Raw genomic sequence first — 13,565 nt, 5'->3', positions numbered from 1 at the left:
TCGACCCCGCCACCCTGCGCGGCAGCGGCACGGGCACCTTCATCGGCGCCAGCTACCAGGACTACGCCGCCAACGCCGCGAGCCCGGAGGGCGCCGAGGGACACGCGATCACCGGCAGCATCTCCAGCGTCCTGTCCGGCCGCCTGGCCTACACCTACGGCTTCGAGGGCCCGGCCGTCTCGCTCGACACCGCCTGCTCCTCCTCCCTCGTCGCCCTGCACCTGGCCTGCCAGTCGCTGCGCAACGGCGAGAGCTCCCTCGCCCTCGCAGGCGGCGTCAGCATCATGTCCACGCCGTTCCCCTTCGTCGGCTTCAGCCGGCAGCGGGCGATGGCGGCCGACGGCCGCTGCAAGGCCTACTCCGACGCCGCCGACGGCATGAGCCTGGCCGAAGGCGTCGGCCTCGTCCTCGTCGAGCGGCTCTCCGACGCCCTCCGCAACGGGCACGAGGTCCTGGCCGTGATCCGCGGCTCCGCCGTCAACCAGGACGGCGCCTCCAACGGCCTGACCGCCCCCAACGGCCCGTCCCAGCAGCGCGTCATCCGCCAGGCCCTCGCCAACGCCGGCGTGGCCGCCGCCGAGGTCGACGTCGTCGACGGACACGGCACCGGCACCGCCCTCGGCGACCCCATCGAGGCCCAGGCGCTCCTGGCCACCTACGGACAGGACCGCGACCCGGAGCAGCCGCTGCTGCTCGGCTCCGTCAAGTCCAACATCGGCCACACCCAGATGGCGTCCGGCATCGCCAGCGTCATCAAGATGGTCATGGCCATGCGCCAGGAGGCCGTACCGCGGAGCCTGCACATCGACCGGCCCTCCTCGCACGTCGACTGGAGCTCCGGCGCCATCCGGCTGCTCACCGAGCCGGAGGCCTGGCCGGCCACCGGACACCCGCGCCGCGCGGGCGTCTCCTCCTTCGGACTCAGCGGCACCAACGTCCACACCATCCTCGAACAGGCGCCGGACGAGCGGCCCGAGGAGGAGGCGACGGACACGGCCCGCACGGCCGGAGCCGTCCCCCTGACACTGTCCGGACGCACCGAAGAGGGCCTGCGCGCCCAGGCCGGCCGCCTCCTGTCCCACCTCACCGACCACCCCGGAGCGCCCCTCACCGACCTCGCCTACTCCCTCGCCACCACCCGGGCCGCCCTGGAGCACCGCGCGGCCGTCGTCACCGACGACCACGACGCGCTCGCCCACGCCCTGGCCGCCCTGCGCGACGGCACCCCCACCGCCGGCCTGATCACCGGCGGCCGGAGCCGCGGCCGCCTGGCCTTCCTCTTCACCGGCCAGGGCAGCCAGCGCCCGGGCATGGGACGCGAGCTCTACGAACGCCACCCGGTCTTCGCCGAGGCACTGGACGCCGTACTGGCCCGCCTCGATCTCGAACTCGACCGCCCGCTGCGGGAGATCCTGTTCGCCGCACCGGACACCCCCGAGGCCGCGCTGCTCGACGACACCGGCTGGACCCAGCCGGCCCTCTTCGCCCTCGAAGTGGCGCTGTTCCGGCTCGCCGAGTCCTGGGGCCTGCGCCCCGACTACGTCGCCGGGCACTCCATCGGCGAGTTCGCCGCCGCGCACGCCGCCGGAGTCCTCTCCCTGGCGGACGCCTGCACCCTCGTCGCGGCCCGCGCCCGGCTGATGGCCGCCCTGCCCACGGGCGGTGCCATGGCCTCCGTCGAGACGTCCGAGGACGAGGTGCTGCCCCTGCTCGCCACGTACGAGGGGCGTGTCTCCGTCGCCGCCGTCAACACCCCGTCGTCCCTGGTCATCGCGGGCGACGAGGACGCGGTGCTCGCCCTCGCGGCCCGCTTCGAGGAGCTCGGCCGCCGCACCAAGCGGCTGCGCGTCAGCCACGCCTTCCACTCGCCGCACATGGACGCGATGCTGGAGGACTTCGCCCGCGTCGCCGCCGGCGTCACCTACGGCGTGCCCTCGCTGCCGTTCGTGTCCACCGTCACCGGCACTCTCGTCACCGCCGACGAGCTCCGCTCGCCGGAGTACTGGACCGGACAGGTCCGCGGCACCGTCCGCTTCGCCGACGCCGTCCGCCGGCTCACCGAGCACGGTGTGACCACCTTCTTCGAACTCGGCCCGGACGGAGTGCTCTCCGGCGCGGTCCGCGCGACCGCCGACGAGGAGAGCGGCGCCGTCGCCGTCCCGGCCCTGCGCCGCGACCGCCCCGAGGGCCAGGCCCTCACCACGGCACTCGCCCGGCTCCACACGCACGGCGTACGGGTCGACTGGCCCGCGGTGTTCGCCGGTACCGGCGCCCGGCGGACCGACCTGCCGACCTACCCCTTCCAGCGCGAGCGCTACTGGCCCGAGACGCCCGCCGCGACCTCCGCCGCACAGGGCCCCGCCGACGGGGCGGACGCCGCGTTCTGGTCGGCGGTCGAGCGCGCGGACATCGCGTCCCTGGGCACCTCCCTGGACTTGGACGACGACACCCTCACCGCCGTCGTGCCCGCCCTGGCGTCCTGGCGCCGCAAGCGCGTCGAGCGCTCCACCGTCGACGGCTGGCGCTACCGGGTCACCTGGAAGCCCCTGACCGGCGCCTCCCGCACCGCGACCCCGTCCGGCACCTGGCTGGTGCTCGCCCCGGCCGGCGCCGCCGACCCGGCGTGGCTCGACGCGGTCACCGGCGCCCTCGCCACCGACACCGTCCGCCTCGACGTCACCACCCCGCAGCGCGAGGCCCTGGCCGACCGCCTGCGCGAACTGGCCGCCGAAGGCGACGGGTTCACAGGCGTACTGTCCCTGCTGGCCGTGGCCGACGAGGACGGGCGGGACGCCCCCGACGCACCCGCCGGCCTGCTGCTGACGACGGCCGCCGTACAGGCACTGGGCGACGCCGGCATCGACGCACCCCTGTGGTGCGTGACGCGCACCGCCGTGGCGGTCGGCCGCTCCGAACAGCTCGCCCGCCCCGCCCAGGCAGCCGCCTGGGGCCTCGGCCGGGTGGTCGCCCTGGAGCACCCCGAGCGCTGGGGCGGCCTCGTCGACCTCCCCGACGAGCTCGCCGACACCACCCTGCGCCGACTGGCCACCGTGCTCGCCGGAAGCGACGGCGAGGACCAGCTCGCCGTGCGCGCCACCGCGACGTACGCCCGCCGGCTGGCCCACCACCCCGTCGGGGACGCCCCCGCGCCCGGCGAGTTCCGGCCCGGCGGCACCGTGCTCGTCACCGGCGGCACCGGCGCCCTGGGCGGCCACGTCGCCCGCTGGCTCGCCGCACGGGGCGCCCGGCACCTGCTGCTCGTCAGCCGCCGCGGCGCCGACGCGCCGGGAGCCGGGGAACTGCGGGCCGAACTGGAGGACTCGGGCGCCCGCGTCACCCTGGCCGCCTGCGACACCGCCGACCGCGACGCGCTCACCGCCGTACTCGCCGCGATCCCCGGGGAACACCCGCTCACCGCGGTGTTCCACACCGCAGGCACCGTCGACGACGGCACCGTGGACACCCTCACCCCCGAGAAGTTCACCGCCGTCCTGCGTGCCAAGGTCACCGCCACCGTCAACCTGCACGAGGCGACCCGGGACCACGGCCTGACCGCCTTCGTCCTCTTCTCCTCCGTCGCCGGCACCCTCGGCGCCCCCGGCCAGGGCAACTACGCCGCCGCCAACGCCTTCCTCGACGCCTTCGCCGAGCACCGCCGCGCGGCGGGCCTGCCCGCGACCTCCCTCGGCTGGGGCCCCTGGGCCGAGGCAGGCATGGCCGCCGACGGACCCGGTGTCGACAGCCGCGTCCGCCGCGGCGGCTTCACGCCCATGGCACCCGAACTCGCCCTCACGGCGCTGCGCCACGCCATCGAACACGGCGACACGGCCACGACCCTCGTCGACGTCGACTGGGAGCGCTACGCGGACGTCTTCACCGCGCTCCGCCCCAACCCCTCCGTCGGCGACCTCCCCGAGCTGCGCCGGGCCGCCACCACGGCACCCGCCGGAGCCCGGGAGACAGCCCTGCGGGAACCCGCACTGCGCCGGCAGCTCGCCGGGCTCTCCCCGGCCGCGCGCCCGCGGTTCGTCCTCGACCTCCTGCGCGGACAGGTGGCCGCGGTCCTCGGGCACTCCGGCACCGGCGCCATCGGCGCCGACCAGGCCTTCAGCGACCTCGGCTTCGACTCGCTGACCATCGTCGAACTGCGCAACGCCCTGACGGTCACGACCGGGCTGAAGCTGCCCGCGACCCTCGTCTACGACTACCCGACCCCGCACGCCCTCGCCGAGTTCCTGCTCACCGAGCTCCTCGGCGCCCTGCCCGAGGAGGCCCCCGGCACCCCCGCGCAGGCCGGCCGTGCGGTGTCCGAGGACCCCATCGCCATCGTCGGCATGAGCTGCCGCTTCCCCGGCGGCGTCGCATCCCCCGAAGACCTCTGGCGGCTCCTGAGCCGCGGCGAGGACGCGATCGCCGGATTCCCCGCCGACCGCGGCTGGGACCTGGACGAGCTCGCCCGGGGCGCCTCCGCGACCCTCGACGGCGGATTCCTCGACGGCGTCGGCCTCTTCGACGCCTCCTTCTTCGGCATCTCGCCCCGCGAGGCCCTGGCCATGGACCCCCAGCAGCGCCTGCTGCTTGAGACCACCTGGGAGGTCTTCGAGCGTGCCGGGATCGACGCGACCACCCTGCGCGGCAGCCGCACCGGCGTCTTCGTCGGCACCAACGGCCAGGACTACGCCACGCTCCTGCGCAAGGGCACCGCAGACGTCCGCGGCCACGTCGCCACCGGCAACACCGCCAGCGTCATGTCCGGCCGGCTCTCCTACGCCCTCGGCCTGGAGGGCCCGGCCGTCACCGTCGACACCGCCTGCTCCTCCTCCCTCGTCGCCCTGCACATGGCCGCGCAGTCCCTGCGCAGCGGCGAGTGCACGCTCGCCCTGGCCGGCGGCGTCTCGGTGATGTCCGGTCCCGACTCCTTCACCGAGTTCACCGTCCAGGGCGGGCTTGCCCCCGACGGCCGAATCAAGGCCTTCGCCGACGCGGCCGACGGCACGGGCTGGTCCGAGGGTGTCGGCGTCCTCGTCCTTGAGCGTCTCTCCGACGCCCGCCGCAACGGCCACGAGGTCTTGGGCATCGTCCGCGGCACCGCCGTCAACCAGGACGGCGCCTCCAACGGCCTGACCGCCCCCAACGGGCGTGCCCAGCAGCGCGTCATCCGCGAGGCACTGGCCGACGCAGGCCTCGCCCCCGCCGACGTCGACGCAGTCGAGGCCCACGGCACCGGCACCACGCTCGGCGACCCCATCGAGGCACACGCCCTCATGGCCGCCTACGGACAGGACCGCGAACTCCCGCTGCTGCTCGGCGCGGTCAAGTCGAACCTGGGCCACACCCAGGCCGCGGCCGGCGCCGCGGGCATCATCAAGATGGTCATGGCGATGCGCCACGGCACCCTGCCCAGGACCCTGCACGTCGACGCCCCGACCTCGCACGTCGACTGGACGGCCGGTGCGGTCTCGCTCCTCACCGAGGAGCGGGCCTGGCCCGAGACCGGGCACGCCCGGCGGGCCGGCGTCTCCGCCTTCGGCGTCAGCGGCACCAACGCCCACGTCATCATCGAGCAGGCCCCGGAGACGGAGCCCGAGCCCGGGGCGGAAGCGCCCGCCACGGAGCAGGGCGCGGTGCCCTGGCCGGTGTCGGCCAAGTCCGAGGCCGCGCTGGCGGCCCAGATCGAGCGGATCTCCGCGCTGAGCGGCCCGTCCCCGGTCGACGTGGGCTACTCCCTCGCCACCGGCAGGGCCGCGTTCGCCCACCGCGCGGTGCTCCTGGCCGACGGCGGGCGGGTCTCGGAACTCGCGCGCGGCGTCACCCGGGGAGACACCGGGAAGCTCGCGGTGCTGTTCTCGGGGCAGGGTGCGCAGCGCGTCGGCATGGGGCGGGAGCTCTACGTCCGCTTCCCGGTGTTCGCCGAGGCCCTCGACGCGGTGGCGGCCCACTTCGACACGGAGCTGGAACGCTCGCTGCAGGACGTCATGTTCGGCGACGCGGAGGGGCTGGACGAGACCGGGTTCACTCAGCCCGCTCTGTTCGCCGTCGAGGTGGCGTTGTTCCGGCTGGCCGAATCCTGGGGAATCCGCCCGGACTTCGTCGCGGGTCACTCGATCGGTGAGATCGCGGCGGCTCACGTGGCCGGGGTGTTCTCCCTGGAGGACGCCTGCCGGCTCGTCGCGGCGCGGGCACGCCTGATGCAGGCACTGCCCGCGGGCGGTGCGATGGTCGCCGTCCAGGCCGCGGAGGAAGAGGTCGCCGGGCGGCTGGTGGACGGCGTGTCGATCGCGGCGGTCAACGGTCCGGAGTCGGTCGTCCTCGCGGGCGAGGAGGCCGAAGTGCTCGGCATCGCCGAGGAATTCGCCGCCGAGGGCCGCAAGACGCAGCGGCTGTCGGTGAGCCACGCCTTCCACTCCGCGCTCATGGAGCCGATGCTGGCGGACTTCCGCCGGGTCGCCGAGGGCCTGTCCTACCAGGCGCCGCGGATCCCGGTCGTCTCCAACGTGACGGGCGGGCTCGCCACGGAAGAGCTGGTGTGCTCGGCCGAGTACTGGGTCCGCCACGTCCGTGAGATGGTCCGCTTCGCCGACGGTGTACGCACCCTCGCCACCGAAGGCGCCTCCGTCTTCCTGGAGCTGGGCCCCGACGGTGTGCTGACGGCCATGGCCCAGCACACCCTGGACGACACCTCCGTGGCCGTATCGGCCCTCCGCAAGGACCGCCCCGAGGAGATCGCCCTCCTCACCGCCCTCGCGCGGCTGCACGTCGCGGGTGCGGACGTGGACTGGGCCGGGCTCTTCGACGGCACCGGCGCCCGCCGCACCGACCTGCCGACGTACCCGTTCCAACGCGAGTGGTTCTGGCCGGAGAGCGCCCCCGCGGGGGCCGCGCAGGACGGCCCGCAGAACCCGGCGGACGCCGAGTTCTGGGCCGCGGTGGAGCGCGAGGACCTGGCGGCGCTGTCGGCCGACCTGGAGCTGGACGACGCCTCGCTGTCCGCCCTCGTGCCCGCCCTGTCGACCTGGCGCCGCAAGCGCGTCGAGGGATCGGCCGCCGACGGCTGGCGCTACCACGTGACCTGGAAGCCGCTCACCGGAGCCGCTCCGGGCACATTCACCGGACCGTGGCTGGCGCTCGTCCCGGCGGGAACCGCCGCCGACGAGTGGACCGCCGCCGTGCTCGCGGCCCTCGGCGACGACGCCGTCGTGATCGAGGCCGCCCCGGCCGACCCCGCCGCACTGAGCGCGCGCCTCACCGAACCCGCCCTGGAAGGACACCGGTTCACCGGCGTCGTCTCCCTGCTCGCGGCCCCGGCCGCCGACACCCTCCCCGCGGGCCCGGCCCGGCCGGGCGAGGCGGTGGAGGCCCTGGCGAACGCCGGGATCGACGCCCCGCTGTGGTACGTCACCCGCGGCGCGGTGTCGGTCGGCCGCTCGGACACGGAGACGAGCGCCGCCCAGGCGGCGGTGTGGGGACTCGGCCGCGTGACGGCCCTGGAGCACCCGGACCGCTGGGGCGGGCTCGTCGACGTACCGCACGTGCTCGACCGCCGCTCGGCGGACCGCCTCCGCACCGTCCTGTCCGGCACGGACGGCGAGGACCAGGTGGCCCTGCGGCCCTCGGGCGCCTTCGGGCGCCGGCTGACGCGCGCCACGGCCGACGCCCCGTCGGCGCCGTGGCAGCCGGCCGGCACGGTCCTGGTCGCAGGCGACGTGGCCGGCTCCGGCGGACACCTCGTCCGCTGGCTCGCGGAGCAGGGCGCCCAGCGCGTCCTGCTGGCCACGGCCACCGCACCGGACGTCACGGACCTGAGCGCCGAACTCGCCGGACTGGGCACGGAGCTGACGCTCGTCACCTGCTCCCCGGCCGATGGCGAAGCGCTGCTGACCGCGCTCGCCGACCTTCCCGGGACCCAGCCGCTGACCGCGGTGGTGTACGCCGGTGAGGAGGGAGCGCCCTCCGCCGACGAGCCGGGCGCGGCCCTGACCGCGCTGCACGCCGGCGCCGAGAACCTGGTGGCCGTGGCCGACGCGGCGACCGGCGGACGGCCCCTGGACGCGTTCGTCCTCTTCTCCACGATCGCCGGGACGTGGGGCGTGAACGGCAGGGGAGCGGACGCGGCCGCCGGGGCCCTCCTCGACGCCCTGGCCCAGCGCTACCGCGCCCGCGGACTGCGCGCCCTGTCGGTCTCCTGGGGCGCCTGGGCGGACACCGCCCCCGATGGCATGGCCGCGCACCTGCGGGCCAACGGGCTGCCCGCGATGGACCCCCGGCGGGCCCTGACCGCGCTCGCCCGGTCCGTCGGCACCGACGCCTCCTCGGTGACGGTCGCCGACGTGCGGTGGGACCGGTTCGCGCCGGCCTTCGCCCGCACCCGGCCCGGCGCCCTCTTCACGGACCTGCCCGAGGCCCGCGAGGCACTGGCGGGCCCCGCCGAGCCCGGCACGGCGGGACCCGCGTCCGGCCTCCGGGCCGAACTCGCGGCCCGCCCGGCCGCGGAGCGGACCGAGGCGCTGCTGGCCGTGGTCCGCGGCGAGGCGGCCTCGGTGCTCGGGTTCGCCGACGCCGATGCCGTCCCCTCCGGACAGGCCTTCAAGGACCTCGGCTTCGACTCGCTGACCGCCGTCGACCTGCGCAACCAGCTCGCCACCGCGACGGGTCTGGCCCTGCCCGCCACCCTCGTCTTCGACTACCCCACCGCCGAGGCGCTGGCCGGCCACTTGCTGGCCGAACTCCTCGGCGAGGACGGCGAGGAGCAGCCCGGGACGGACGCCCCGGCGGTGCGCGCCGCCGCGGCGGACGACCCCATCGTGATCGTCGGCATGAGCTGCCGCTACCCGGGCGGGGTCCGCTCGCCCGAGGACCTGTGGAACCTGGTCATGGGGGACGTGGACGCCATCGGCGGCTTCCCCGCCGACCGGGGCTGGGACCTGGACCGGCTGCTGCACGGCGACCGGGACGGCCGGGGCCGGACCGTCGCCCGCGAAGGCGGATTCCTCTACGACGTGGCGGACTTCGACCCCGGCTTCTTCGGGATCTCACCGCGCGAGGCGATGGTGATGGACCCGCAACAGCGCATCCTGCTGGAAGCCGCCTGGGAGGCGCTGGAGCGCACCGGCATCGACCCGGCGGAGCTGCGCGGCGGCGACACGGGCGTGTTCATCGGCGGCGGCTCGGGCGACTACCGGCCCGAGGCCGGCCAGCTGGGCCACGCGCAGACCGCGCAGTCGGCCAGCCTGCTCTCCGGCCGGGTGTCCTACAGCTTCGGCCTGGAGGGCCCGTCCGTCAGCGTCGACACGGCGTGCTCGTCGTCGCTGGTGGCGGTCCACCTCGCCGCTCAGGCCCTGCGCAACGGCGAGTGCTCGATCGCGCTCACCGGCGGTGTGACCGTGATGTCCAGCCCGGTGAACTTCGTCGAGTTCGGGGAGCTGGGAGCCCTCTCGGCGGACGGCCGCTGCCGGGCCTTCTCCTCCTCGGCCGGCGGCACCGGCTGGTCCGAGGGCGTCGGCGTCCTCGTCCTTGAGCGGCTCTCGGACGCCCGGCGCAACGGGCACGAGGTCCTCGCGGTCCTGCGCGGTTCGGCCGTCAACCAGGACGGTGCCTCCAACGGCCTCACCGCCCCCAACGGCCCTTCGCAGCGCCGCGTCATCCGCCGGGCCCTGGCCAACGCCGGGCTGGCACCGGCCGACGTGGACGCCGTGGAGGCCCACGGCACGGGCACCACGCTGGGCGACCCCATCGAGGCGCAGGCCCTGCTCGCCACCTACGGCAAGGACCGCGAACAGCCGCTGCTGCTGGGGTCGCTGAAGTCCAACATCGGGCACACCCAGGCCGCCGCCGGCGTCGCGGGAGTGATCAAGATGGTCATGGCGATGCGCCACGGCGTCCTGCCCAGGACGCTGCACATCGACGAGCCCTCGACACACGTCGACTGGACCGCCGGCGCGGTCGAGCTGCTGACCGAAGCAGCCGACTGGCCGGAGACGGGCCGCCCGCGCCGGGCGGGCATCTCCGCCTTCGGCGCCAGCGGCACCAACTCCCACGTCATCATCGAGCAGCCCGCACCGGCCGCCGGACCCGGGCCCGAGGCCGCGGAGGAGCCCGGCCTGCTGCCCGTGCCCGTGTCGGCCGCCGTACCCGAAGCACTGCGGGACCAGGCCAGGCAGCTGCACGCCTATGTGAGCGCGCGGCCCGGACTCACCCCCGCCGCCCTCGCACAGGCCCTGGCCACGACCCGGTCGGCCTTCGCGCACCGGGCCGCGGTCCTCGCCGGCGGCCGCGACGACCTGCTCCAGGGCCTCGCCTCGCTCGCCGACGGCCTCGCCTCGCCCCATGTAGTCCTGGGCGGCGAGGTGGCCCGCCGCGGCAAGCTCGCGGTGCTCTTCTCCGGCCAGGGCTCGCAGCGCGTCGGCATGGGCCGCGAGCTCCACGCCCGCTTCCCGGTGTTCGCCGAGGCCCTCGACGAGGTGACCGCGCACCTGGACGCCGAGCTCGAACGGCCCCTGCGGGACGTCATGTTCGACGACGCCGAGCGGCTGGACCGCACCGGCTACACCCAGCCCGCGCTGTTCGCCATCGAGGTGGCGCTGTTCCGGCTGGTGGAGTCCTGGGGCATCCGCCCCGACTTCGTCGCCGGGCACTCCGTCGGCGAGATCGCGGCGGCACACGTGGCCGGGGTGTTCTCCCTGGAGGACGCCTGCCGCCTGGTGGCCGCGCGGGCGAGGCTGATGAACGCCCTGCCCCAGGGCGGCGCCATGGTCGCCGTCCAAGCCGCCGAGAGCGAGGTACTGGCACACCTGACCGACGGCGTGTCGGTCGCCGCGATCAACGGACCGGAGTCGGTGGTCCTCTCCGGGGACGAGGACGCGGTGCTCGCCATCGCGGAGAAATTCACGGCCGACGGGCGCAAGACTAGGCGTTTGCGGGTGAGCCATGCGTTTCACTCCCTGCACATGGACGCCATTCTCGAGGACTTCCGACGGGTCACCCGGAGCATCAGCTACGACGCCCCGGCGATCCCGCTCGTGTCCAACCTGACCGGCGAGGCGGCGACCGAGGAGCAGGTGTGCTCCCCGGACTACTGGGTGCGCCACGTACGCGAGGCCGTCCGCTTCGGCGACGGCGTCCGCACCCTCGCCGAGCGCGGCGCCTCCGTCTTCCTGGAGCTCGGCCCCGACGGCTCGCTGTGCGCCATGGCCCAGGACACCCTCGACGCCCTGGCCTCGACGGCGGTGGCCGTACCGGCCCTGCGCAAGGGCCGCGACGAGGAGGAGTCCCTGCTCACCGCGCTCGCCCGGCTGCACGTCGACGGCCTCGACCCGCACTGGCCCGCCCTCCTCGGCCAGGACCGGCCCCGCCGCACCGACCTGCCCACCTACCCCTTCCAGCACCAGCGGTTCTGGCCGCAACCGCAGCCGGCCACCGGCCCCGGCGCGCCCGGCGGCGAGGACGACGGCTTCTGGTCCGCCGTGCGGGACGAGGACTTCGCCTCGCTCGAATCGACGCTGAACGTCGACGGCGACGCCCTGTCCAAGGTGCTCCCCGCGCTCGCGGACTGGCGCCGCCGGCGCGGCGAGGTGAACACCGTCGACGGCTGGCGGCAGCGGATCACCTGGAAGCCGCTCACCTCCGCTCCCGACCGCACCCCGACGGGCACCTGGCTCGCCGTGGTCCCGGCGGGACACGCCGACGACCCCTGGGCCGCCGACGTCGTCGCCGCCCTGGGCCCGGACACCGTGCGCCTGGAGACCCCCGGCACCGACCGCGCCTCCTTGGCCGGCCTGCTGCGCCAACAGGCGGCGGGCGGGCCCGGGTTCACCGGCGTGATTTCCCTGCTGGCCCTCGCGACGGCGCCCGCCTCCGCGGCGGACGCCCCCGAGGGCCTGGGGCTCACCACCACCCTGATCCAGGCGCTCGGCGACGCGGACATCGACGCACCCCTGTGGTGCGTCACCCGCGGCGCCGTCGCGGCCGCGCCGTCCGAGCCGGTGCCCGCCCCCGCCCAGGCCGCCGTCTGGGGGCTGGGGCGCGTCGCCGCCCTGGAGTACCCGCAGCGCTGGGGCGGCCTGATCGACCTGCCCGACACCCTCGACGAGCGGTCCGCGGCCCGCTTCGCCGAAGCCCTCGCGGCCCCCGGCGGCGAGGACCAGATCGCGGTACGGCCCTCGGCGGTCCTCGGCCGCAGGCTGGTGCCCGTACCGGCCGGACGGACCGCGCGGGAGTGGAACCCCACCGGCACCGTCCTGATCACCGGCGGCACCGGAGCGCTGGGCGCCCACGTGGCACGCGAACTCGCCCGGGCCGGCGCGCGACACCTGCTGCTGCTCGGCCGCCGCGGCCCCGACGCACCCGGCGCGGCCGGACTGCGGGACGAACTCACCGCACTCGGCGCGGACGTCACCCTCGCCGCCTGCGACGCCGCCGACCGCGAGGCGCTCGCCGCGGTCCTCGCGGACATCCCGGCGGACGCGCCCCTCACGGGCGTCGTCCACACCGCGGGCGTCCTCGACGACGGCGTCCTGGACAGCCTCACCCCCGACCGCTTCGAGGCCGTCTTCCACGCCAAGGCCGCCTCGGCCCTGGCCCTGCACGACCTCACCAGGCACCTGGACCTGGAGGTGTTCGCCCTGTTCTCCTCCTCGTCCTCCGCGGTCGGCAACCCCGGCCAGGCCAACTACGCCGCGGCCAACGCCTTCCTGGACGCCCTCGCCGAACGGCGCAGCGCGCAGGGCCTGGCCGCGACCTCGATCGCCTGGGGCCCCTGGAGCGGCGGCGGCATGGCCGCCGACGGCCGGGCGGCCGCAGCGGCCCAGCGCACCGGGATCCGGCCGCTGGACCCCGCCCTCGCCGTCACGGCACTGCGCCGGGCCGTCATGGAAGGCCGGCCCACCGAGGTCGTCGTCGAGGTCGAACGCGACCGGTTCGTACGGAACTTCACCGCCGTGCGGCCCAGCCCGCTCCTCGCGGAGCTGACCGCGCCCGCCGAGCACCGCCCGGCCGGGAACACCGGCGAGGAGGCCACGGGCACCGCCCTGCGCGACAAGCTGACGGGCCTGTCGCCCGCACAGCGCTCCGAAGCCGTACTCGACCTGGTGCGCGACCGGGCCGCCGCCGTCCTGGGCCACCCCACCGCCGACGCCGTCGGCGCCGACCGGGCCTTCCGGGACCTCGGCTTCGACTCCCTCGCCGCGGTCGAGCTGCGCAACCAGCTCGGCGCCGCGACCGGACTGGGCCTCGCCGCCACCCTCGTCTTCGACCACCCGAGCCCCGTCGACCTGGCCGGCCACATCCTGGGCCTGCTCGTCCCCGACGACGGGCCCGGCGAAGCGGGCGGCGGGACCGACCTCGACCAGTCCGGCATCAGGGCCCTGCTCGCCTCCGTCTCCGTGGCCCAGCTGCGCGAGATCGGCGTGCTCGAACCCCTGCTGAAGCTCGCCGCGCAGACCGCCGGGGCGGGCGATGACGCCACCGCACGGACGGCGGCGGACGCCTTTGACGAGTCGATCGACGCCATGGACGTCGACGACCTGGTGCAGGCGGCACTGGACGGCAATTCCCACCACGAGCGCGACTGA

At 75.7% G+C, this 13,565-nt stretch carries 1 protein-coding gene (only partly in view); it reads left to right on the top strand.

Annotated features, from left to right (window positions below; genetic code table 11):
* Nucleotides 1-13,565: the end of a type I polyketide synthase gene (locus ABD269_RS23165; RefSeq protein ID WP_344122012.1), read on the top strand. The gene continues 14,923 nt to the left of window position 1, outside the view; the window shows 13,565 of its 28,488 coding nt (coding positions 14,924-28,488); its start codon lies off the left edge, out of view; it ends in the stop codon at nucleotides 13,563-13,565.

It is taken from the genome of Streptomyces blastmyceticus (genome assembly GCF_039521185.1).
Taxonomy (GTDB): domain Bacteria; phylum Actinomycetota; class Actinomycetes; order Streptomycetales; family Streptomycetaceae; genus Streptomyces; species Streptomyces blastmyceticus.
Note: the sequence above shows the minus strand (reverse complement) of the source record. Positions and strands in the feature narration are given on the sequence as shown.